This window comes from Microbacterium sp. MDV22-iso44 (genome assembly GCF_058629135.1).
On sequence record NZ_JBZVWS010000001.1, the window covers coordinates 49538 to 71860 of the forward strand.

At 69.6% G+C, this 22323-nt stretch carries 19 protein-coding genes; 15 read left to right on the forward strand and 4 right to left on the reverse strand.

The genetic code is table 11. The features are described 5' to 3' along the window. Positions 1-50 precede the first annotated feature (50 nt). Entirely contained in the window at positions 51-1886 is a 1836-nt protein-coding gene (locus AC4NN1_RS00235) for an AMP-dependent synthetase/ligase (protein ID WP_491954268.1), read from the reverse strand. Between the two features lie 148 nt (positions 1887-2034). Here AC4NN1_RS00235 and AC4NN1_RS00240 point away from each other — a divergent pair, with 148 nt between their 5' ends. The 3 genes from AC4NN1_RS00240 (at position 2035) to AC4NN1_RS00250 (ending at position 5049) form a co-directional block, all read left to right on the forward strand. Further along, on the forward strand, positions 2035-2970 hold the full coding sequence (locus AC4NN1_RS00240) for an ROK family glucokinase (protein ID WP_491954857.1): 936 nt from the start codon (positions 2035-2037) through the stop codon (positions 2968-2970). 1 nt (position 2971) lies between these two features. After that, positions 2972-3658, forward strand: a complete 687-nt coding sequence (locus AC4NN1_RS00245; protein WP_036324138.1) for a lysophospholipid acyltransferase family protein — start codon at positions 2972-2974, stop codon at positions 3656-3658. A 62-nt stretch (positions 3659-3720) separates the two neighbouring features. Then, positions 3721-5049, forward strand: coding sequence for a class II 3-deoxy-7-phosphoheptulonate synthase (locus tag AC4NN1_RS00250; protein ID WP_018186444.1), 1329 nt, complete (start codon positions 3721-3723; stop codon positions 5047-5049). 68 nt (positions 5050-5117) lie between these two features. Here AC4NN1_RS00250 and pknB read toward each other — a convergent pair whose 3' ends face one another. Both pknB and AC4NN1_RS00260 read right to left on the reverse strand, forming a co-directional pair. Beyond that, positions 5118-7076 (reverse strand): Stk1 family PASTA domain-containing Ser/Thr kinase, encoded by a 1959-nt coding sequence (gene pknB, locus AC4NN1_RS00255; RefSeq protein WP_491954269.1) that lies wholly within the window; start codon positions 7074-7076, stop codon positions 5118-5120. Positions 7077-7147: 71 nt separating this feature from the next. After that, positions 7148-8284 carry a LysM peptidoglycan-binding domain-containing protein gene (locus tag AC4NN1_RS00260; protein WP_491954270.1) on the reverse strand — a complete coding sequence of 379 codons (1137 nt, stop codon included), beginning with the start codon at positions 8282-8284 and terminating at the stop codon, positions 7148-7150. Between the two features lie 211 nt (positions 8285-8495). Between AC4NN1_RS00260 and AC4NN1_RS00265 the strand changes: the two genes are divergently transcribed. Beyond that, positions 8496-8822 (forward strand): Rv2175c family DNA-binding protein, encoded by a 327-nt coding sequence (locus AC4NN1_RS00265; RefSeq protein WP_018186447.1) that lies wholly within the window; start codon positions 8496-8498, stop codon positions 8820-8822. Positions 8823-8839: 17 nt separating this feature from the next. Here AC4NN1_RS00265 and AC4NN1_RS00270 read toward each other — a convergent pair whose 3' ends face one another. Beyond that, the gene (locus AC4NN1_RS00270) at positions 8840-9937 is read right to left on the reverse strand and encodes a polyprenyl synthetase family protein (protein WP_018186448.1); all 1098 of its coding nucleotides are present in this window, start codon (positions 9935-9937) and stop codon (positions 8840-8842) included. A gap of 60 nt (positions 9938-9997) precedes the next feature. Between AC4NN1_RS00270 and AC4NN1_RS00275 the strand changes: the two genes are divergently transcribed. The 11 genes from AC4NN1_RS00275 to murC all read left to right on the forward strand — a co-directional run bounded on the left by AC4NN1_RS00275 (position 9998) and on the right by murC (position 22323). Then, complete coding sequence (locus tag AC4NN1_RS00275; protein ID WP_491954271.1) at positions 9998-10375, forward strand: SCO2097 family morphological protein; 378 nt, start codon at positions 9998-10000, stop codon at positions 10373-10375. A gap of 225 nt (positions 10376-10600) precedes the next feature. Continuing rightward, a complete protein-coding gene (gene mraZ / locus AC4NN1_RS00280) occupies positions 10601-11032 on the forward strand; it encodes a division/cell wall cluster transcriptional repressor MraZ (RefSeq protein WP_018186450.1) in 432 nt (143 codons plus the stop codon). Between the two features lie 62 nt (positions 11033-11094). After that, on the forward strand, positions 11095-12096 hold the full coding sequence (rsmH, locus tag AC4NN1_RS00285) for a 16S rRNA (cytosine(1402)-N(4))-methyltransferase RsmH (protein WP_491954272.1): 1002 nt from the start codon (positions 11095-11097) through the stop codon (positions 12094-12096). Next, positions 12093-12701 carry a cell division protein FtsL gene (gene ftsL, locus AC4NN1_RS00290; RefSeq protein ID WP_018186452.1) on the forward strand — a complete coding sequence of 203 codons (609 nt, stop codon included), beginning with the start codon at positions 12093-12095 and terminating at the stop codon, positions 12699-12701. The genes rsmH and ftsL overlap by 4 nt, the downstream gene beginning before the upstream one ends. A 4-nt stretch (positions 12702-12705) precedes the next feature. After that, entirely contained in the window at positions 12706-14517 is a 1812-nt protein-coding gene (locus tag AC4NN1_RS00295) for a peptidoglycan D,D-transpeptidase FtsI family protein (protein WP_311856294.1), read from the forward strand. Between the two features lie 29 nt (positions 14518-14546). Further along, entirely contained in the window at positions 14547-15959 is a 1413-nt protein-coding gene (locus AC4NN1_RS00300) for a UDP-N-acetylmuramoyl-tripeptide--D-alanyl-D-alanine ligase (protein WP_311856295.1), read from the forward strand. Continuing rightward, the gene (gene mraY, locus AC4NN1_RS00305; RefSeq protein ID WP_018186455.1) at positions 15956-17065 is read left to right on the forward strand and encodes a phospho-N-acetylmuramoyl-pentapeptide-transferase; all 1110 of its coding nucleotides are present in this window, start codon (positions 15956-15958) and stop codon (positions 17063-17065) included. The genes AC4NN1_RS00300 and mraY overlap by 4 nt, the downstream gene beginning before the upstream one ends. Beyond that, positions 17062-18603 carry a UDP-N-acetylmuramoyl-L-alanine--D-glutamate ligase gene (gene murD / locus AC4NN1_RS00310; protein ID WP_491954273.1) on the forward strand — a complete coding sequence of 514 codons (1542 nt, stop codon included), beginning with the start codon at positions 17062-17064 and terminating at the stop codon, positions 18601-18603. Before mraY ends, murD begins: the two co-directional genes overlap by 4 nt. After that, on the forward strand, positions 18560-19774 hold the full coding sequence (ftsW, locus tag AC4NN1_RS00315; RefSeq protein ID WP_018186457.1) for a putative lipid II flippase FtsW: 1215 nt from the start codon (positions 18560-18562) through the stop codon (positions 19772-19774). Before murD ends, ftsW begins: the two co-directional genes overlap by 44 nt. A 10-nt stretch (positions 19775-19784) precedes the next feature. Next, a complete protein-coding gene (locus AC4NN1_RS00320) occupies positions 19785-20858 on the forward strand; it encodes a UDP-N-acetylglucosamine--N-acetylmuramyl-(pentapeptide) pyrophosphoryl-undecaprenol N-acetylglucosamine transferase (RefSeq protein WP_018186458.1) in 1074 nt (357 codons plus the stop codon). 64 nt (positions 20859-20922) lie between these two features. After that, positions 20923-22323 carry a UDP-N-acetylmuramate--L-alanine ligase gene (murC, locus tag AC4NN1_RS00325; protein WP_491954274.1) on the forward strand — a complete coding sequence of 467 codons (1401 nt, stop codon included), beginning with the start codon at positions 20923-20925 and terminating at the stop codon, positions 22321-22323.

The following is a 22323-nucleotide window of genomic DNA, read 5'->3' on the forward strand; positions in this document are numbered from 1 at the left end:
CCCGCCGATGACGAAAGGCCCCGGATCTCCGGGGCCTTTCGTCGTGGTGCTCAGTTGCCGAGCGAGATGTTCGTCGTCGACACGTTGGCCTGATAGAGCTCGTCGATGTCGGCGGCGAAGTCCGAGAGGATGACGTTGCGCTTGATGCTCATCTTCGGCGTGAGGTGGCCGGATGCCTCGGTCCACTCGGTGTCGAGGATCACGAACTTGCGGATCGACTCCGCTCGGGAGACCGACGAGTTGGCGCGGTCGACGGCGGTCTGGACCTCGGCGAGGACCTTCGGGTGCGTGATCACCTGCGACATCGGCATGTCGGCCGCCAGCCCATTGTTGCCCATCCACGTCGGAAGCATCTCGCGGTCCAGGGTGACCAGGGCGCCGATGAACGGCTTCTGGTCGCCGACGACGACGACCTGACCGACGATCGGGTTGGCGCGGATCGGGTCTTCCAGGACGGCTGGGGCGACGTTCTTGCCGCCGGCGGTGACGATGATCTCCTTCTTGCGACCGGTGATCGTCAGATAGCCTTCCGAGTCGAAGGACCCGATGTCGCCGGTGCGGAACCACCCGTCGTCGAATGCGGCCGCGGTGGCCTCGGGGTTCCGCCAGTACTCCTTGAAGACGTTGACGCCGCGCACCTCGATCTCGCCGTCGTTGGCGAGGCGGACGCCGACACCCGGGAGGGCCGGTCCGACCGTGCCGATCTTGGACTTCGTCGCGAGGTTCACGGTCGCGGGCGCCGTGGTCTCGGTCAGGCCGTACCCCTCGAGGATCTGCACGCCGAGGCTGTGGAAGAAGTGCCCGAGGCGCGAGCCGAGCGGGGCGGACCCCGAGACGGCGTGGGCGACCCGGCCCCCCATCGCGGTGCGCAGCTTGCTGTAGACGAGACGGTCGAACAGGGCGAACTTCACCTTCATCGCGAGCGGGATCTTCTCCCCGTCCTGCAGTCGACGCGAGTGCTCGACGGCGACGGCGGCCGCCGCTCGGAATATCTTGCCCTTCCCGCCTGCCTCCGCCTTCTGCTCGGCCGAGTTGTAGACCTTCTCGAACACCCGCGGCACGGCGAGCAGGTAGGTCGGCTTGAACGACCCCAGACCCGCGAGGAGCTTCGTCGTGTCGGGCTCGTGCCCCGTCTTCACCCCGCCGTGGATGTTGAGGATCGAGATGAAACGCGCGAAGACGTGCGCGAGGGGGAGGAAGAGGAGGGTCGCGGCGCCCGGCTGCTGCACGACCTCGCTGAGCGCGACGGCGGAGTTCCGCGACAGCTCGACGAAGTTCTTGTGGGTGAGGACGCACCCCTTGGGGCGGCCGGTCGAGCCGGACGTGTAGATGAGCGTGGCGATGTCGTCCGCATCTGCGAGCGAGCGACGGCGTTCGATCTCGTCGTCGGTGACGTCGGTGCCGCGCGAGCGCAGCACGTCGAGGTCACCCGCCTGCATCGTCCACACCTCGCGCAGGAGCGGGACGTCCGAACGGATCTCGGCGACGCGCTCCGCATGCACGGTGCTCTCGACGATCATGGCGACGGCGCCCGAGTCGCTGAGGATCCACTCGATCTGCGACGGCGAGCTGGTCTCGTACACGGGCACCATGACGGCCCCGGTGAAGAAGAGCGCGAAGTCGACGAGGGTCCAGTCGTAGGTCGTTCGCGCCAGGAAGGCGACCTTGTCGCCGGGCTGGATGCCGCTGGCCGCGAGGCCCTTGGCCAGCGCCAGGACTTCGCGGTGGAACTCCGCCGCGGTGATGTCGCGCCAGCCGCCTCCGTCGGGGACGGCGAACAGGGCGAGCGACGGAGTCGCCTTCACCCGCTCCACGAGGATGTCCGAGGTGTTCGCGGTCGGATCCGCGGCGACGACGGCGGGGACGTCGAATTGTACGGCGCTCATGGGCGGCAACTCCTTTGGTACCGGGTGGCGTCAGGTGCGACCGAGTCTAGGGCATGGTGATCCTCGGTCCCGCGGCGACTGTCGGGATTCGCCCGCCCCATTAGACTCACGGATGCCGTGCGACCGCGCACGCGCGGAGGGGAGTGGCGTGCTCAACGTCGGCATCGACATCGGTGGGACCAAGATCGCCGGCGGCGTCGTCGATCCGGACGGGACGATCGTCGATCGGCGCCGCGTGCCCACGCCGACGGACCCCGATGCCCTTGCGGACGCGGTCGCGGCCATGGTCGACGAGCTGGTCGCCGATCGCGTCGTCCACGCCGTCGGTGTGGCGGCCGCGGGCTTCATCGACGCCACCCGCTCGGTCATCCTGCACGCTCCCAACATCGATTGGGCGGACGAACCGCTCCGCGACGAGCTCGAGCGGCGCATCGGCCGCCCCGTCACACTCGAGAACGACGCGAACGCCGCGGGGTGGGGCGAGTTCCGCTTCGGTGCGGGGCGAGATGTCAGCGACATGGTGATGATCACCCTCGGCACGGGTGTCGGCGGAGCCGCGATCATCGACGGCGAACTCCTGGTCGGCGGCAACGGCATCGGGGCCGAGCTCGGCCACATCCGCTTCGAACGGGGCGGGCGCGCGTGCGGATGCGGTCAGAACGGATGCCTCGAGCAGTACGCCTCGGGACGGGCGCTGCAGCGGGAGGCCGCGGACATCGCGGCATCCGGCGCACTCGGAGCCGGCCTCGCCGCCGCCCGGACGGCCGAGGGTATCGTCCCTGCCGCGGCGATGGAGGCCCTCATCGCCGCGGGTGACGAGGGCGCGCTCGAGGCGGTCCACCGGGTCGCGACCGCACTGGGTGAGGCGTGCGGTGGGTTCCAGGCGGTTCTGGACCCCGCGCTCTTCGTCATCGGCGGCGGCGTCGCCGACCTCGGCGAACGTCTCCTGCATCCCGTGCGCGAAGCGTATGCGACGGCGCTTCCCGGCTACGGCGAGCGGCCCATCGCCTCGTTCTCGATCGCCACCCTGGGCAACGACGCCGGTCTCATCGGTGTCGCCGACCTCGCGGGCGGCCGGGTCTGACATGATCTACTGGGTCCTGAAATACCTGATCATCGGGCCGATCGTGAAGGCGATCTTCCGTCCGTGGATCGTGGGACGCAGCAACATCCCGGCATCCGGCGCGGCGATCATCGCCAGCAACCACCTGTCCGTCAGCGACTCGATCTTCCTGCCGCTGATGATCGACCGGCCCATGTCCTTCCTGGCCAAGAGCGACTACTTCACGGGCAAGGGCCTCAAAGGGTGGGCGACCCGCGTCTTCATGCAGGGGACGGGCCAGATCCCGATCGACCGCACCGGCGGCAAGGCCTCGGAAGCATCCCTCAACACCGGACTCCAGGTGCTCGGACGAGGCGACATCCTGGGGATCTATCCCGAGGGGACCCGGAGCCCCGACGGCAAGCTGTACCGGGGCCGGACCGGTCTGGCGCGCATGGCGCTCACGGCGCGCGTCCCCGTCATCCCCGTGGTCATGATCGGCACCGACGACGTCATGCCGATCGGACGTTCCATCCCGCGTGTCGGGCGCGTCGGCATGGTGATCGGCGAACCGCTCGACTTCAGCCGGTTCTACGGCATGGAGTCCGACCGCTTCGTGCTGCGGTCGGTGACCGACGAGATCATGGTCGCGCTCCAGCGGATGGGGGAGCAGGAGTACGAGGACGTCTACGCGTCCACCGTCAAGGACCGCCGCCCCGCCGCAGCCTGAGGCGACGATCGGGCCGGCGTCACACGACCGACGGCCCCCTCCCTCGTCGGTAGAATGAGCGGATGCCCACTCCTCTCGACCACTGGCGCTCGCTCCCGATCAAGCAGCAGCCGCTGTGGCCCGACGCGGATGCGGTCGCTGCCGTCTCCGCCGAGATCGCGACCCTCCCGCCGCTCGTCTTCGCCGGTGAGGTCGACAACCTCCGCGCGCGCCTGGCCAAGGCGGCATCCGGTCAGGCGTTCCTGCTTCAGGGCGGCGACTGCGCCGAGACGTTCGCCGGTGCGACGGCTCAGCAGATCCGCGACCGCATCAAGACGGTCCTGCAGATGGCGGTCGTGCTGACCTATGGCGCATCGATGCCCGTCGTGAAGATGGGTCGCATGGCCGGCCAGTTCGCCAAGCCTCGGTCGAGCGACACCGAGACCCGCGGCGACGTCACGCTCCCGGCCTACCGCGGCGACATCGTCAACGGCTACGACTTCACCGAAGCGTCGCGGACGGCGGACCCCCAGCGACTGCTGAAGGGGTACCACACAGCGGCATCCACCCTGAACCTCATCCGGGCCTTCACGCAGGGCGGCTTCGCCGACCTTCGCGAGGTGCACAGTTGGAACCAGGGCTTCGCGAAGAACCCGGCCAACCAGCGCTACGAGCGCCTCGCGGGGGAGATCGACCGCGCCATCAAGTTCATGGAGGCCGCAGGAGCGAACTTCGACGAGCTGCGCGGCGTCGAGTTCTACACGGGCCACGAGGGCCTGCTCATGGACTACGAGCACCCGATGACCCGCATCGACTCGCGGACGGGCACGCCGTACAACACGTCCGCCCACTTCCTCTGGGTGGGGGAGCGCACGCGCGAGCTCGACGGCGCGCACGTCGACTACTTCTCGAAGATCCGCAACCCCATCGGGGTCAAGCTGGGTCCGACGACGACGCCCGAGACCGCGTTGGCGCTCATCGACAAGCTGGACCCTGAGCGCGAGCCCGGCCGTCTCACGTTCATCACGCGCATGGGAGCGGGCAAGATCCGCGACGCCCTGCCCCCGCTCCTGCAGGCCGTCAAGGATTCCGGTGCCACCCCGCTCTGGGTCACCGACCCGATGCACGGCAACGGGATCACGACGCCGACCGGCTACAAGACGCGTCGCTTCGACGACGTCGTCGACGAGGTGCGCGGCTTCTTCGAGGCGCACCGGTCCGTCGGCACCTTCCCGGGCGGCATCCACGTCGAGCTCACGGGTGACGACGTGACGGAGTGCCTGGGTGGCTCGGAGATGATCGACGAGGCGACCCTGGCGACGCGGTACGAGTCGCTCTGCGACCCGCGTCTGAACCACATGCAGTCTCTCGAGCTGGCGTTCCTCGTCGCCGAGGAGCTCGGCAACCGCTGATCCACCGCGAAGGCCCGACGGTTCTCACCGTCGGGCCTTCGTCGTCTCCGGATGCCGACGGCCGGGCGTCAGCCGAACGGCTGGAACTGCGGCGTCAGACTGATCGTCGTGCCCGGACGCTGCAGGCTTCCGCCGTCGGGCGTCATGGACCTCACGCGGTAGACGTCCCAGTATCGACCGCCCAGCGGGATCTCGGCATCCTCGATGTTCGGGTTGACCTTGAACCCGGCTGCCTGCAGGCGGTCGACGGCGGTCCGCACCGTCTCGCCGACCACATTGGGCACCTCGACCGGCTGCGGACCGTCTGAGACGACGATGGTCAGGGTCTCACCCTGCTGCCACGAGCCCCCGCCGGGACGGTCCTCGACCCGGATGACGAGGTCGTCGGCGACGCTGCTGCTGTACTCCCGGTCCTCCTCGACCTTCATGCCGGCTTTCTCGAGGATGTCCGTGGCCTCGTCGCCGGTCTTGCCGGTGACGTCGGGGAGAGGGCCGAGCGACACGCGCAGCTCCGCGGTCGAGCCCTGCAGAACCGAGCAGCCGTCGGTGCACTCCACCGGCTCGGCCGATCCGGCTTGGGTCACGTACACGCGCACGATCCGGTCGGCCGCGAAGCTCGTGAAGTACTTCTTGGTGGTCGAGACCTGGATGCTGTTGTCCTTCAGCAGCGTCTCGACCTCGGCGCTCGTCCGATCCTGGAGCTTCGGGAGATCAGCCGTCGCCGGCCCGGCGGAGATCTCCACCGTGACCGTGGTGTCGCGGTCGAGGAAGGTCCCGGTGCCGGGCTTCGTTCCGATCGCCTCGCCCGCGGGAACCTCCAGGCTGTGCACGTCGCTCCGACGCGCGACGAGGGCGCTGTCGGAGAGCAGGCTCTGCGCGCTGTCGAAGCTCATGCCCTCGACGGCCGGGACCGCGACGAGCGAGCCCGGACCCGACCCGAACCACCAGCCCAGTCCGCCCGCGGCGGCGGCGAGCACCAGCACCACGGCGAGGATCCAGCCCCCCTTGACGGAGTTGCGGTGCGATCGACGGCGGAGCCGGGTCGCGTTGTCGATCTCGGTGGTGACGCTGGGGGCCGTGAAGGTGCCCGGCATGACACGCGTGACCTCGTCCGAGTCGAGCGAATCGTCGACGACGACGGTGGCGCCCGCGGGCGTCGAGCGGACGACCTGCGGGAACACGCCGAGGTCCTTCTCGATCTCACGGAGACGCTCGAGCATCTCCCGCGCGTCCGTGGGGCGATCGTCCGGTGAGCGCTCGGTCGCCCAGAGGACGAGTTCGTCGAGCTGCTCCGGCACACCGGCGTTCTTCACGCTCGGGCGTGGCACCGAATGCGTCGCGTGCTGGTAGGCGATCTGCATCGGCTGCTCGCCCTTGTAGGGCTGTTCGCCGGAGAGCATCTCGTAGAGCATGATCCCGAGGGCGTAGATGTCGCTTCGGGCGTCGGCCGTCCCCCGCGTGACGAGCTCGGGCGCGAGGTAGGCGATCGTGCCGAGGAGCATCTGGCCGGTCGCCGTGTTCGCGCTCGTCGCGCGCGCCAGGCCGAAGTCTCCGATCTTGATGCGACCGTCCTCGGCCAGCAGGACGTTCTCGGGCTTCACATCGCGGTGGACGATGCCCGCGCGGTGTGCGGCCGAGAGCCCCGAGAGGATCGCATCCATGATGGTGATCGTCTGGGGGAGCGTCAGCCGCTTCTGCTCGCGCAGCAGTTCTCGCAGAGTGATCCCGGGCAGGTACTCCATGACGAGATAGGCCATCTCGCCGTCCTGGCCCTGGTCGAAGACGTTGACGACGTGCGGGTCGGCGAGTCGTGCGGCCGATCGGGCCTCTTGGATGAACCTGTTCTGGAAGACGGTGTCGTCCGACAGGTGGCCGTGCATGACCTTGAGCGCGACCCGCCGCTCGAGGCGCAGGTCGGTGGCGACGTAGACCGTCGCCATCCCGCCGCGCGCGATGCGCCCGCGGACCCGGTACCGGCCGTCGACCAGGCGGCCGATCAGCGGGTCGGTCTGCGGGTTGGCGTTCACGTCAGAAGTCTACGGAGCCGACCCTGCGAGCCCGGGTAACGGCGCACCCTCGCTCGGGTGCCGGTCCGGACTCACCCGTACAGTTCGAGCCAGCGGTACGCCTCGGCCTTCCACGGACCGTACCGCTCGGGGTAGGCCGAGATCTGCACCGCCTGCGCGGCGTCCCCGAACGCCATGTCCTCCCAGCCGTCGATGTCCAGCAGGCCGCGCGTGCGGTCGCCGTTCGGGTCAGACGGACCGCCGAAGAACGCGGCGGCGGATCGGCGGGGGTCGCGGATCTGCGTCTGCGTTCCCCAGCCGGCGCTCGGACGCTGCTGGAACAGTCCCAGCGAGTCCCGGTCTCCGCCGTCGAGGTTGCGGATCCACGACTCGACCATCGCGGTGGCGAGGGCGATCGCGATGCCGTCCCGGGAGACGCCGCGTTCCCGCCCGACGGAGATGATCGTCTTGATGTTCGCGATCTGCTCGCCGTCGAGGGCGGCGCGTGCCTTCCCGGCGGCCGCGGGTGCCGGCTTCGCGGTCGGGATGCGGATCTTCTGCCCCGGGTAGATGATGGACCCCTCGTCCAGGCCGTTGGCCGCGAGGAGCCGCGCGAGACTGACGCCGCTTCGCGTCGCGATCGCCCACATCGTCTCCCCGGCGGACACCTCGTGCACGGGTCCGGCGGCCGGCGCGGCGACCACAGCGACGCGCGGCGCGGCGAGGGCGCGGACGATCAGCTTCTGCCCGGGGTGGATGGTCGTCGAGCCCCCCAGACCGTTCGCGCGGGACAGCGTCGACACACTGACGTCGTGACGAGCCGCGATGGACCAGAGCGTGTCGCCGCGACGCACGGTGTAGGTGGATGCCGCGGCAGGAGCCTTCGCTGGGGGCGCGGCATCCGTCCGGGCGGCCTTGGGGCCGAGCCGCAGCACGTCGCCGGGATGGATCACCGAACGCCAGCTGAGCCCGTTCCACGTGAGCACGTCGGCGGTCCGGACTCCGTGCGCTGCGGCGATGGCGCTGACGGTGTCGCCTCGCGCGACGACGTGCGTCTTGACGGATCGCGCAGCTGCCGCGGTCCCGACGACGTCGACCTTCGCGGTCGCGGAGGTCGGGCCGGCGTAGGCCCGAGCCGTCAGCGGTTCCGGAGCGGAGACCCGCCGCTCGTCGGCAGACGCAGCATCGAGGGGGAGGAGAGACAGTGAGAGGGCGATGGACCCGATCACCGCCGGGGCGCTTCTCTGAATCAGAGCAGCGGGAAGTACGTCGTTCCGGCGCACAGACATTCCTTCGTTCGGTCCCAGATCGGTGGATCCCCCCGCTGAAACCGTGACACGCCGATGTGACTGGTGTCAATCCATGAGACGGATGTGACTGGTGTTATGAGCGAGTGCGGGGTGGGAATGCGATAGTGGGAGGGTGAGTTCTGAGTCGCCCGTGTCCACTGACTGGCTGAGCCTTCCCGAATTGGTCGAGCTGACGGGAGAGCCGCTCGGGCGCGTCCGTCGCATGCTCGACGAGCACCAGCTCGTCGCGTCCCGCCGCTTCGGGGCGCCGCGCGTCCCGTCCGTCTTCCTCGTCGACGGCGCGCCCCTCTCGTCGCTCCGCGGCACGATCATCGTGCTGCACGACGCCGGTTTCTCGGACGACGAGGCGATCGACTGGCTGCTCGCCCCCGAGGAGTCCATCGGCTTCCCGCCGATCGAGGCACTCCGTCAGGGCCGTAAGAGCGAGGTCCGGCGCGTCGCGCAGTCGCTCGCCTGACGAGCGGATGCCGCGGCTCAGGCCGCGCGCACCGTCGCGGCCCGTGCGAGGTCGCGCAGTTCGCTGACCGCGCCGTTGCCGAGGCGTGCGCCGCGGAGGGCGCGATCGGCCTCGGCCGCCCACGCGGAGATCCGTTCCTCGACGAGGGCGAGCGCTCCGGTGTCGATGATGGTCTGCTGCAGATGGCCGACCTGTTCGGGTGACAGTTCGCGATCGCCGATGAGCTCGTCGAACACCCGGAGAGCGCCCGGCGCGAGCGAGGCCCGCGCGTACGCGATGAGGAGCGTCCGCTTCCCCTCGCGGAGGTCGTCGCCGACCGGCTTGCCCGTCACCGCGCTGTCCCCGAACACGCCGAGGACGTCGTCGCGCAGTTGGAAGGCGAGCCCGATGGGATGCCCGAAGTCGCCGAGCGCGCGGTACTGCTCGGCATCCGCTCCAGCGAGCGTGGCGCCGAGCTGCAGCGGATGCTGGACGCTGTACCGCGCCGACTTCAACGAGGCGACCCGGAGCGCGCGATCGGCGTGGGTCTCGACGGGGGCGGTGACGTACGCCGATTCCTCGGCGACGTCGAGGAACTGTCCGATCGTCACTTCGCGGCGCATGCGGGCGAACTCGCCGCGGGCGCGGTGGGCCCGGTCGGGATCGGCTTCGACCAGACCCTCCTCGAGCAGGTCGTCGCTCCACGCCACGAGCAGATCGCCCAGGAGGATCGCGGCCGACCGCCCGAACTCCTCGCCGTCGCCGGCCCACGCCTCCGATCGGTGCGCCGCCTCCCACGCGCGGTGCGACGCGGGTCGCCCGCGGCGGGTGTCGGAGCGGTCGATGACGTCGTCGTGGACGAGGGCGGCCGCGTGGAAGATCTCGAGGGCAGCGGATGCCGCGGTCACGACCTCGGGGATGTCGGGCGTGCCGCTCGTCCCGGCCGTCGCGACGGCCCGCCAGCCGGCGAGGCAGAACTTGGCGCGGAACCCTTTGCCGCCGGTGGCGGCGGACGCGCCGGACTCCACGAAGGCGCTGGCCTCTGCGCCGAAGTCGGCGGCGGCGTCGCGCTGTGCCTGCAGGAACCTCTCGACTCGCTGGGAAACGACGACGATCGGGTCGGGGAAGTGTGGCACGGGCCTAGCCTAGTGATCGCGCGCACGCGTACACTTGACTGACCGACCCGAGGGGGATGCATGCCACTGTCAGAGCAGGAGCAGCGTCTGCTGGACGAGATGGAACGCCATCTCATGCGCAACGATGCCGACGTAGTCAGCGCGGACCGGGGTACGGGTCCCCTCAGCTACCGGAACATCGTCTACGGCTCCGTTCTCGTGCTCCTCGGCATCGCCGGTCTGGTCGTCGGAGTCGCCACCTCGCTCATCGTGATCGGCGTCCTGGCTTTCGTCGTCATGGTCATCGGCGTGGTCCTGGCCTTCACCCCCGCGAAGGGCGCCGCGGCGTCGCGCGCCGCCACGGGGACGCGGAAGCCGCGCGCCGCGCGTGCCCCCGCTTCCGCGTCGTTCATGGATCGGATGAACGATCGATGGGATCGCCGGAACGACGACCGATGAGCATCAGCCACCGATGAGCTGAGGCACTCCACCTCCCTCCACTTCAGAAGCACCGACCTCCGGGTCGGTGCTTTTTTTGTGTTCGCGCGACGGATGCCGGGGAGCCACTCGGCCCCGCCGTGGCGGATTTCCTGGCGCTGCGGCGGAAAGCAGTCGCAGAGTGGAGGGAAGTGGAGTAAAGTGGTGTCATCCTGGAGCGGGCCGGACGAAGGGGGTGACCGAGCGATGTTGTTGGGCACCCACACCCCCAAGCTGGACGACAAAGGTCGGGTCATCCTTCCGGCGAAGTTCCGCGACGACCTCGGCCCCGGCGTCGTGATCACCCGTGGCCAGGAGCGGTGCCTCTACGTGTTCAGCTCGGTCGAGTTCGAGCGCGTCTACGAGCGCATCCGCGAAGCTCCGCTGACGAACAAGCAGGCGCGCGACTTCCAGCGCATGTTCCTCTCGGGCGCGAGCGCCGAGAAGCCCGACTCGCAGAACCGCATCACCATCCCGCCCCACCTCCGCACCTACGCGGGGCTCGAGCGGGAACTGATCGTGACGGGTGTCGGCGCGCACGCCGAGATCTGGAACTCGGACGCGTGGAATGCCTACGCCGACAGCAACGAAGACACGTACTCGGACATGGAGCAGGAGGTGATCCCGGGACTCTTCTGATCCTCGACTGCGACTCCCAGCCGCACGCCCTGACGCACTTCCCCGGCGCCAGGTCGGAGCGGATGGGGATCGGGGTCGAGGACCTCTCGGAAACCGAAAGCACCATGGCACACGACGACATCCACACCCCCGTCCTGCTCGACCGCTGCGTCGAGCTGCTCGCTCCCGCCCTCCAGCGCGACGGCGCCGTCGTCGTCGACGCGACCCTCGGCATGGGCGGACACTCCGAGGCGCTCCTCGAGCGCTTCCCCGCCGTTCACCTCATCGGTCTGGACCGCGACACGGACGCTCTCCGCATCGCGGGGGAGAGGCTCGCCCGCTTCGTCGACCGCGTCACCCTCGTGCACACGGTCTACGACGGCATCGCCGACGCGGTTCGCGGTGCCGGTTTCTCGCATGCGGACGGCATCCTCTTCGACCTCGGCGTCTCCTCACTGCAGCTGGACGAGGCAGACCGCGGATTCGCGTACTCGAAGGACGCACCGCTCGACATGCGGATGGACCAGACTGCCGGCACGACGGCGGCGGACATCGTCGCGACCTACGGCGAGGGCGACCTGCGACGGATCTTCGAACGCTACGGCGACGAGAAGCTCGCCGGTCGCTACGCCAGGGCGATCATCGCCGCTCGGCAGGAGGCTCCGATCGAGCGCTCCGCGCACCTCGTCGACATCCTCATTGCGGCAACCCCGATGGCTGTCCAGCGCGAGCGCAGCGGTCACCCCGCCAAGCGCGTCTTCCAGGCGCTGCGCATCGAGGTCAACGGCGAGCTGGCGGTGCTCGAGCGCGCCCTGCCGGCGGCCCTCGGCATCCTGCCCGTCTCAGGTCGGATCGTCGTCATGTCGTACCAGTCCCTCGAAGACCGACTCGTCAAGCGCGTGTTCGCCGAGTCGACCCGCTCCACCGCTCCTGCCGGGCTGCCGATCGAACCCCCCGAGCATGCCCCCCGTTTCCGGCTCCTCACCAAGGGTGCAGAGCTGGCGTCCGACGAAGAGAAGATCCGCAACCCGCGTGCCACCCCGGTGCGGCTGCGTGCGGCCGAGAGAGTGAGGGAGGCGTCATGAGCGCTTCTGCCCTGGCCACCACCGCCATCGAGACCGCACCCGACGAGGTCCTCCTCGGGTCGGCGGCGCCGTCCCTCCGACCGGTCGGTCGGTCGGGCGTCGGCATCGCTCCCCAGCCTCGCCGTCGTCCCCGTCGGGCGTTCGGCGTGATCGCCGTCGTCGGTGCTCTCGCGATCGCCGGCGTGCAGATGGGGCTCTCGATCGTGACGACCCAGGGCGCGTTCGAGGTGAAGGACCTCACCTCGCAGCAGCGCGACGCCAACTACCAGAAGCAGATCCTCGAGGACGAGGTCGCCGGACTCAGCTCGCCGCAGTACCTCGCCGCCAATGCGTCCGCGCTCGGCCTCGTCGCCGGCGGCGAGCCGAGCTACATCCGCCTGAGCGACGGCAAGACCCTCGGCCCGACGAAGGGTGCCTCGGACACCTCGTCGGTCCAGGCGCTGTCCCGCGCCGCCGTCTCGAACGCCCTCGTCGCGGGGGTCCCGCTCGTCACCGATCCGGAGGCGAGCCTCGACTCCGGCGCATCCCTCGACAAGGAGTTGCTGGCCAATACGCCGACACCCCCGTCGATCACCGACGGACTGCCGACCCCCGACACACACTGAGAACATGACGACCCGAGCAACCCGAAGCCCGCGCCGTCGCACCGTCGTCGCCCTCGCCGTCGTCCTCGTCGTCCTCGTCGCGTTCGTCGTCCGCCTGGTGGACATCCAGATCGTCAACGCCAGCCAGCACGTTGCGGACGCGTTCAGCAAGGGGATGCAGAAGACCTCCGAGCTGGAAGGTGCGCGCGGCTCGATCGTCGACACGAACGGTAAGCCGCTCGCGACGAGCATGCTGCGTTACAACGTGGCGATCGACCCGATGCTCGCAGCCAAGGGCATGTCGCTCCGCGACGAGAACGGTGCCGTCGTCAAGAACGATGCCGGCGAAGCCGAGACCGTCACCTGGCCCGAGATCGCGGCCCGGATCGCCGACGTCACGGGTCAGGACGTCGACGACGTGCGGGCGATCGTCGACGACGCCTACGCGAAAGACCCCAAGAACCGGTATCAGGTGGTCAAGCGGCTCGTCTCGACGGCGGAGTTCCGCAAGCTCGCAGATCTGCAGATCCCCTTCCTCTCCTTCGAGCCCGTCGCCTCCCGGTCCTACCCGGACGGGGCGGTCGGCGGGAACATCATCGGCTTCGTCGGCTCGGACGGACAGCCCCTCGAGGGCGTGGAGAAGCTCCAGGACTCGTGCCTCGAACCCACGAGCGGCAGCATCAAGTACCAGCTGGGCGCCAACGGGGTCACCATCCCCGGCACAGCGGTCGAGAAGCCCGCGGTCGACGGCGGCACCCTGAAGCTGACGATCGACTCCGATCTGCAGTGGTACATGCAGCAGCTCATCGCCGAGGAGACCCAGCGGTACCAGGCCAACTGGGGCGGCATCCTCGTGATGGAGGTCGCCACGGGCAAGATCCGTGCGCTGGCCGAGACCGACACCGTGGACCCCAACGATCCCGGTGCCAGCGACTCCGCCGACCGCGGTTCGCGCCTCCTCCGGTTCTCGTTCGAGCCGGGCTCTACCTTCAAGCCCGTGACCGCGGCGACCGCGATCGAACAGGCCGGCGTGACCCCGGAGACGACGGTCACCGTCCCCGACCGGATGGTCTTCGACAACGGCGCCGTCGTCAACGACTCCGAGAACCACGCCACCCAGAACCTCACCCTCAACGGTGGCCTGGTCACCTCGTCCAACGTCGCCATGTCGCAGTTCGGCGCGATGGTCGACCCGCAGACCCGGTACGACTACCTGAAGAAGTTCGGTGCCGGTCAGCAGGACGGTCTGGGCTGGTCCGGTGAACCCGAACGCATCCTCAACCCCGCCGACACGTGGGACAACCAGACGAAGTATGCGACCACCTTCGGCCAGGCGTTCACCGTCACGGCCGTCCAGGTCGCCAACGCCTACCAGACCTTCGCCAACGGCGGTGTCCGGATGCCGGCATCCCTCGTCGAGTCGTGCACGAAGCCGGACGGCCACGTCGTGACGCCGAAGCTGGCGAAGCCCGAACGGGTCATCAAGGAGGAGACGGCGAAGGAGGTGTCTCTCATGCTCGAGAACGTGTTCGCGCAGGGAACGCTGGCCGACGACGTCGCCCTCCCCGGCTACCGGATGGGCGGCAAGACCGGCACCGCCCAGATCTCCGACGGCCACGGCGGCTACAAGAAGAACCTCTACTTCACGTCTCTCGTCGGCTTCGCCCCGGCGGAGGATCCGAAGTATGTTGTCCTGACGGTCTTCGACGAGCCCAAGAAGCAGCGCATGTCGTCGGCCAACCGCTCGGTGTTCAAGAAGGCGATGGCGCAGGTGCTCACGCACTACCGCGTCATGCCGTCGGGCTCGGAGACCCCCCTCCTGCCCGTCACAGGCTGAACCCGAGCGCACGAGGAGAACACCCCAGCATGATCCGCATGACGCTCGCCGAGGTGACGCACGCCGTCGGCGGCACACTGCACGTCCACGGCACCGACACTCCCGAGACGGTCGTCTCAGGCACCGTCGACACCGACTCGCGCGAGATGGGGCCGGGCTCCGTCTTCGTCGCCAAGCCGGGTGACGTCACTGACGGCCACCTGTTCGTCGACGCAGCCGTCGCCTCCGGTGCGACCCTCGCCATCGTCGAACGCCCCGTGACGGCCGCCGTCTCGCAGATCGTCGTCGGTGACGCCGTAGCCGCCCTCGGCTCGTTGGCGCGCGAGGTGGTGGCGCGCGTGCGCGCCGGGGGAGACCTGCGCGTCGTGGGCATCACAGGCTCCAACGGCAAGACGACGACGAAGAACCTCCTCGCCCGCATCCTCGAGGACGAAGGTCCCACCGTCGCGCCCCGCGCGTCGTTCAACAACGAGGTGGGCGCCCCCGTCACGATGCTCCGCGTCACCGACGACACCCGCTTCCTCGTGAGCGAGCTGGGCGCCTCCCGTCCGGGTCGCATCGCCGAGCTCGCCGGACTCATCACCCCCGACATCGGCGCCGTCCTGATGGTGGGCCTCGCGCACGCAGGCGGGTTCGGCGGTGTCGAGGCCACGCAGAAGGCGAAGACCGAACTGGTCCAGGCCTTGCGACCCGGCGGCACCGCCGTCCTCAACGCCGATGACGCCCGCGTCGCCGCGATGGCGACGGCGGCCGACGAGCGCGGCGCCGCGGTTCGCTGGTTCGGCCGCGGGCCCGCCGCCGACGTCCGCGCCGAGGACGTCGAGGTCACGGCATCCGGGACCACTGCCACCGTCCACGTCGACGGCCGCAGCATCCCGCTCCACCTGCGCGTCCTCGGCGAGCACCACGTGATGAACGCGCTGGCCGCCATCACGGTCGCCCAGCTGCTCGGAGTCGACCCCGCCGACGCGATCGCCCGCATCGGGACGGTCGAGATCGCGGAGCGTTGGCGGATGCAGCCGCTCGGCACGGACAGCGTCCGCATCATCAACGACGCCTACAACGCGAGCCCCGACTCGATGGCCGCGGCGCTGCGGACGGTCGCACAGATCACCGCGCCCGGCCAGCGGAAGGTCGCGGTGCTGGGGGCCATGTCCGAGCTCGGCGAGCAGGCGGGCGAGGAGCACGATCGCATCGGCCTCCAGGCCGTGCGCCTGCGCTACGAGCGCATCGTCGTGATCGGCACCGCCGCGCGACGCCTCTTCCTGGCAGCGATCAGCGAAGGCTCGTGGGACGGCGAAGCCGTCTTCTTCGAGACCGCCGACGACGCCTACGACTACCTGACGGCCGAGCTGCGCGACGGTGATCGCGTGCTGGTGAAGTCTTCCAACTCCGCCGGGCTCAGGTTCCTCGGCGACCGTCTGGGAGAATTCTTCTCGTGAGATCCCTGCTGGCCGCCGCGACGATCTCGTTGGCCTTCACCCTGTTCCTGACCCCGCTGTTCATCCGGCTCTTCCGGAAGATCGGCTGGGGGCAGGTCATCCGCACCCCCGAGGACGCCCACAACCCGAGCCACCACACGAAGCGCGGGACGCCGACGATGGGCGGCATCGTCTTCATCCTGGGCACGATCGTCGGTTTCTTCGTCGGCAGCTACACCGGCGGCACCGAACCCACGATCTCGGGCCTGCTCGTCCTCTGGATGATGGTCGGCCTCGGCATCATCGGCTTCATCGACGACTACATGAAGGTCCGTTCGCAGCGGAGCCTCGGTCTGTCGGGGTGGCGGAAGATCGTCGGTCAGATCGCCGTCGCCGTGCCGTTCGCCATCATGGCGCTCAACTTCAAGAACCAGTACGGCGAGACGCCCGGATCCGCGTACATCTCGTTCTTCCGCGACATCCCGACGCTCTCGTTCATGGCTCTCGGCGCGGTGGCGGGCTGGATCCTCTACCTCCTGTGGATCTCGTTCATGTCGGTCGCCTGGTCGAATGCGACGAACCTCACGGACGGGCTCGACGGCCTGGCGACGGGTGCCGGCATCTTCACGGTGTCCGCCTACAGCCTCGTGACGTTCTGGCAGCTGCAGCAGCGCTGCCATTCGGCCGCCCTCGTGACGGAATACACCGCAGCCTGCTACGACACGCGCGATCCCATGGGGCTCACGATCGTCGCCGCCTCGTTCGTCGGCGCCCTCGTCGGCTTCCTCTGGTGGAACGCTCCGAAGGCGAAGATGTTCATGGGTGATGTCGGGTCGATGGCGATCGGCGGCGTCATCGTCGCGATGGCCGTCCTCAGCCGCACCGAGATCCTCTCCATCATCCTCGCCGGCGTCTTCATCATCGCCCCCGCATCGGTCATCCTGCAGCGGTACTACTTCAAGGCGACCGGCGGCAAGCGTCTCTTCCTCATGAGCCCGTTCCACCACCATCTCGAGATGCGTGGCTGGCCCGAGATCACGATCGTCGTACGGATGTGGGTCATCGCCGGCATACTGGCGATCTTCGGCGTCGCCCTGTTCTACGCGGGCTGGCTGGCTGCACTGTGACCGCGGATCTCGCCCGCCTCACCAGTTGGCACGCCGACTGGTCGGGCCTGCGCGTCGCCGTCCTCGGCCTGTCGATGACGGGCTTCTCGGTCGCCGACACCCTGGCGGAGCTGGGATCGGACGTCCTCGTGGTCACGGAGGACGCCGGCGAGGAGTACTCCCGTCTCCTCCCGGTGATCGGCGCACGGCTGTGGGAGGGTCCCCTCGACTCCGTCCCCGACGAACTCGTCGCTCACCGTCCCGATGTCGTCATCGCCTCGCCGGGATTCCCGCCGCACCACCCTGTGGTGGCGTGGGCGCAGAACGCGGGCGTCGCCGTCTGGGGCGACATCGAGCTCGCCTGGCGCGTCCGCGACAAGGTCCTGCGGCCCGACGGAACCCCCGCAGACTGGGTGCTCATCACGGGCACGAACGGCAAGACCACGACCACCCAGCTCACCGCCACGATGCTCGTGGCCGGCGGCCTCCGCGCTGCGCCCTGCGGCAACATCGGGGTCCCCGTCCTCGACGCGGTGCGTGACCCGGCCGGGTTCGACGTCCTCGTGGTCGAGGTGTCGAGCCATCAGCTCTGGTACCTCGGTCTGCAGGACGGCGACGACCGGGTGTCCCCGCACGCGAGCGTCTGTCTGAACCTGGCAGCCGACCACCTCGAGTGGCACGGCTCCTTCGACGCCTATCGGGATGCGAAGGCCGTCGTCTACCAGCGCACCCGCGTGGCCTGCGTCTACAACAAGAGCGACGTCGCGACGCGCGAGATGGTCGAGGATGCGGAGGTCGTCGAGGGATGCCGCGCCATCGGCTTCGATCTCGGCGTCCCGGGGCCGAGCGACCTCGGTGTCGTCGACGGCATCCTCGTCGACCGGGCGTTCCTCGAGGAGCGGCGCACGAACGCCCTGGAGCTCACGACGGTCGACGAGCTGGCGGAGGCGGGGCTCGCCGCACCGCACGTCGTCGCGAACATCCTGGCCGCCGCGGCGATCGCCCGCTCGTTCGACGTACCGCCGGCCGCCATCCGCGACGCGCTCCGCGGCTTCCGCCTCGACCCGCACCGGATCGAGGTCGTCGCGGTCGCGGGCGGTGTCACGTGGATCGACGACTCGAAGGCCACGAACCCGCACGCCGCGGCATCCTCGCTCCAGGCGTACCCCGGTGCCGTCTGGATCATCGGCGGTCTGCTGAAGGGCGTCGACATCGACGAACTGGTCGCCTTTCGCGGCCCCTCGGTGAAAGCCGCGATCGTCATCGGAGTCGAACGGTCCGAGATCGTCGCGGCTTTCGGGCGACACGCCCCGACGGTGCCGCTGTTCGAGGTCGACCACGCTCAGACTGAGGACGTCATGACCGAGGTCGTCGCCCGTGCGGCGGACGTCGCGCACGACGGAGACGTGGTCCTCCTCGCTCCGGCAGCGGCATCCTTCGACCAGTTCGCCTCGTACTCGGATCGCGGCCGGCGCTTCGCCGCCGCGGTGAACGCACGGATCGGAAAGGACGCCGGTGACAACCACGACCGACCGTCCGGCCCCGTCGGATCCGGCTGACCGCGGCTCGTCCGCCTTCACGGCGCGCGTCGCCCTCGGCAAGGTCTTCGCACCGGTCCCGAGCGAGTTCCTGCTCATCGCCTCGACGGCGCTGATCCTGACGATCTTCGGACTCGTGATGGTGCTGTCGGCGACCATGGCGACAGGGGCCGAGGGCGGGCCGTTCCAGACGGTGCTCCGACAGGCGATGTTCGCGGTCCTCGGCGTCCCGCTCATGTTCGTGTTCAGCCGGCTGCCGGTGCTGTTCTGGAAGCGGATCTCCTGGATCGCCCTGGGCGTCGCGCAGGCTTTCCAGCTGCTGGTGTTCACGGGCCTCGGCTACGACTTCGACGGCAACCGCAACTGGATCTCGATCGCCGGGGTCCAGGCGCAGCCGTCCGAGTTCCTGAAGCTCGCCTTCGCCCTCTGGCTCGGCTACGTCCTCTACCGGAAGCACACGCTTCTCGGCCTCTGGCGCCACGTCTTCATCCCGGTCGTTCCGGTCTCGATCATGGTGATCGGCTCGGTCCTGGCCGGCAAGGACCTCGGTACGGCCATGATCCTCGTGCTGATCCTGCTCGGCGCGCTCTTCTTCTCGGGCGTCAAGCTCCGGGTGTTTGTCATCCCCGTGGTCGCCGCCGTCGTGATCGTCGGATTCCTGGCGCTGACGAGCGCCAACCGCATGGCGCGCATCACGAGCTTCCTCAACCCGAACTGCCTCGACGACTATTACAACGGCTGCTATCAACCGCTCCACGGCATCTGGGGGCTCGCCAGCGGCGGCGTCTTCGGCCTCGGCCTCGGGAACTCGCGTGAGAAGTACGCGTGGTTGCCCGCGGCATCCCACGACTACATCTTCGCGATCGTCGGTGAGGAACTCGGTCTCATCGGCTGCATCGTCGTGCTCGCCCTGTTCACCCTGTTCGCCGTCGGCGCGTTCCACGTCATCCGCAAGACGAACGACCCGTTCATCCGCATCGCCGCGGGCGGGATCACCGTATGGGTCGTCGGACAGGCCCTCATCAACATCGGCGTCGTGCTCCGGGTGTTCCCGGTGCTCGGCGTCCCGCTGCCGTTCATGTCGCAGGGCGGCACGTCGCTCGTGTCCGTGCTCATGGCCTGCGGCGCACTGCTGGCGTTCGCGCGCACGCTGCCGGCGGCCCCGCCGGTGGCGCCGGCACCCCGCCGGTAGGCTCGATCCGGTGACCACGTACCTTCTGGCCGGCGGCGGGACCGCGGGCCACGTCAATCCGCTGCTCGCCGTCGCCGACGCTCTGACCGCGCGCGAGCCCGGCGCGACCGTCCTCGTCCTCGGGACGCGCGAGGGACTCGAGGCGCGGCTGGTGCCGCAGCGCGGTTACGAGCTGCTCTTCGTCGACAAGGTGCCGTTCCCGCGTCGACCGGATGCCGCGGCCCTCCGCTTCCCGGCGCGTTTCGCGCGCGCGGTGCGCCAGGTCCGATCGCACATCCGCGAGCGCGGGGTGGACGTGGTCGTCGGCTTCGGCGGGTACGCCTCGGCCCCCGCCTACATCGCCGCGGGGCGCGCCGGCGTTCCCGTCGTCGTGCACGAGGCCAACGCCAAGCCGGGGCTCGCCAACGTGCTGGGCGCGCGGCGAGCCGCGGCATCCGGGGTCGCCTTCGAGGGGACGCCCCTGCGGGGAGCGGAAGTCGTCGGGATGCCGCTGCGGCCCGAAATCGTGCATCTCGACCGAGCCGCCCTGCGGGATGAGGCGGCAACCGCCTTCGGACTCGACGCGGACCGGCCGGTCCTCCTCGTCTTCGGCGGGTCGCTGGGCGCCGTCCGCATCAACCGTGCCCTCGCCGATTCCTGGCAGGACGTCGTCGCCGCGGGATGGCAGATCCTCCACGCGGCGGGGGAGCGCAACGACATCGCCGACCCGGGCGATCCGGCCTACCGCGTCGTCCCGTACATCGACCGGATGGACCTCGCCTTCGCCCTGGCAGATGCGATCGTGTCGCGATCCGGAGCGGCGACCGTGAGCGAGATCAGCGCCCTCGGCATCCCGGCCGTCTACGTCCCGTACGCGGTCGGTAACGGCGAACAGGCCCTCAACGCCGCGTCCGCCGTCGCGGCCGGGGCGGCCGTCCTCGTCCCCGACGCGGAGCTGAGCGGGGATCGCATCCGTTCGTCGGTGGTGCCGCTCCTCACGGATGCCGCAGCGCTCGACCGGATGCGCGCGGCCGCGACCGCGGTCGGAACGCGCACCGGCAGCGAGAACGTCGTCGCGCTCATCGATCGCGCCCTGGCCCGCTGACGCGGCGCCGGCTCCAGCGCGCCGCAGCATCCTCCCGGCGGGCCCGACCTAGACTTGACGGGCCATGATTCGCCCCGATCTCTCGCTCCCCATCCCCACGGACATCACCGCCGCGCACTTCATCGGGATCGGCGGTTCCGGGATGTCGGGACTCGCCGGGATGTTCCTCGACCGCGGCATCCGCGTGTCGGGGTCCGACCGTTCCGACAGCGACGCGATGCGCGCTCTCGCGTCCCGCGGCGCCGTCGTCCACGTCGGTCACGACGCGGCGAACCTGCCCGACGACGTCGACGCGGTGGTCTTCACGGGCGCGATCTGGCCCGAGAACCCTGAGTACCTCCGGGCCAAGGAGCGCGGCGTCGCCGTCATCCACCGTTCGCAGGCGCTCCACTGGCTCGTCGGCGGCCGCCGGCTGGTGAGCGTCGCCGGGGCGCACGGCAAGACGACGTCGACGGGCATGATCGTGACGGCGCTCCGGGCGATCGGAGCCGATCCGACCTTCGTGAACGGCGGCGTCATCTCTTCGATCGGCGTCTCGAGCGGCACCGGGTCCGACGACCTCTTCGTCATCGAGGCGGATGAATCCGACGGATCCTTCCTGCTCTACGACACCGCCGTCGCGCTCATCACGAACGTCGACCCCGACCACCTCGACCACTGGGGGTCGCGCGAGGCGTTCTACGAGGGTTTCGTCCGGTTCGCGGATGCCGCCTCCCAGGCCGTCGTCATCTCCTCCGACGACCCCGGTGCCCGCGAGGTCGCGGCCTCGCTCTCGCACCCGAACGTCGTGTCGTTCGGAACGTCCGCCGACGCCGACGTCCGTGTGACCGACATCGTCACCGAGGGGCCGGTGTCCTTCACCGTCCATCACGGGGGACAGGCGGCATCCGGTGCCCTCGCTGTTCCCGGTGCGCACAACGCCATCAACGCCGCCGGCGCCGTCGCCGTCCTGCTCACGCTGGGGTACGACCTCGGATCGGCGCTCCGCGCGGTCCAGGAGTTCGGCGGCACGGTCCGGCGGTTCGAGCTCCACGGCATCCGCGCGGGCGTGTCGGTCTACGACGACTACGCGCACCACCCGACCGAGGTCGACGCGGCATTGTCCGCGGCTCGCACGGTCGTCGGCGAGGGGCGCATCATCGCGCTCCACCAGCCCCACACCTACTCCCGCACGCAGGCGATGTACCGCGAGTTCGCCGAGGTACTCGAATCCCGCGCCGACCACACGGTCGTCCTCGACGTCTACGGCGCGCGCGAGGACCCCGTGCCGGGCGTCACCGGCGAACTGGTGAGCGGCGCGTTCGCCGATCAGGATCGGGTGCACTTCGTCACCGACTGGCAGCAAGCGGCCGAGTACACCGCATCCGTCGCCCAGCCGGGGGATTACGTCATCACCCTCGGATGCGGCGACGTGTACCGCATCATCCCGCAGGTGCTCGACGCCCTCGGGCAAGGGCAGGACTGA

Excerpts from the sequence above, each read along its gene's own strand:
- AC4NN1_RS00245 (WP_036324138.1), top strand. The coding sequence starts at position 2,972 with ATGATCTACTGGGTCCTGAAATACCTGATCATCGGGCCGATCGTGAAG.
- AC4NN1_RS00300 (WP_311856295.1), top strand. The coding sequence starts at position 14,547 with ATGATCCGCATGACGCTCGCCGAGGTGACGCACGCCGTCGGCGGCACA.
- AC4NN1_RS00235 (WP_491954268.1), bottom strand. The coding sequence starts at position 1,886 with ATGAGCGCCGTACAATTCGACGTCCCCGCCGTCGTCGCCGCGGATCCG.
- AC4NN1_RS00295 (WP_311856294.1), top strand. The coding sequence starts at position 12,706 with ATGACGACCCGAGCAACCCGAAGCCCGCGCCGTCGCACCGTCGTCGCC.
- murC (WP_491954274.1), top strand. The coding sequence starts at position 20,923 with ATGATTCGCCCCGATCTCTCGCTCCCCATCCCCACGGACATCACCGCC.
- rsmH (WP_491954272.1), top strand. The coding sequence starts at position 11,095 with ATGGGGATCGGGGTCGAGGACCTCTCGGAAACCGAAAGCACCATGGCA.
- AC4NN1_RS00250 (WP_018186444.1), top strand. The coding sequence starts at position 3,721 with ATGCCCACTCCTCTCGACCACTGGCGCTCGCTCCCGATCAAGCAGCAG.
- mraZ (WP_018186450.1), top strand. The coding sequence starts at position 10,601 with ATGTTGTTGGGCACCCACACCCCCAAGCTGGACGACAAAGGTCGGGTC.
- ftsL (WP_018186452.1), top strand. The coding sequence starts at position 12,093 with ATGAGCGCTTCTGCCCTGGCCACCACCGCCATCGAGACCGCACCCGAC.
- AC4NN1_RS00275 (WP_491954271.1), top strand. The coding sequence starts at position 9,998 with ATGCCACTGTCAGAGCAGGAGCAGCGTCTGCTGGACGAGATGGAACGC.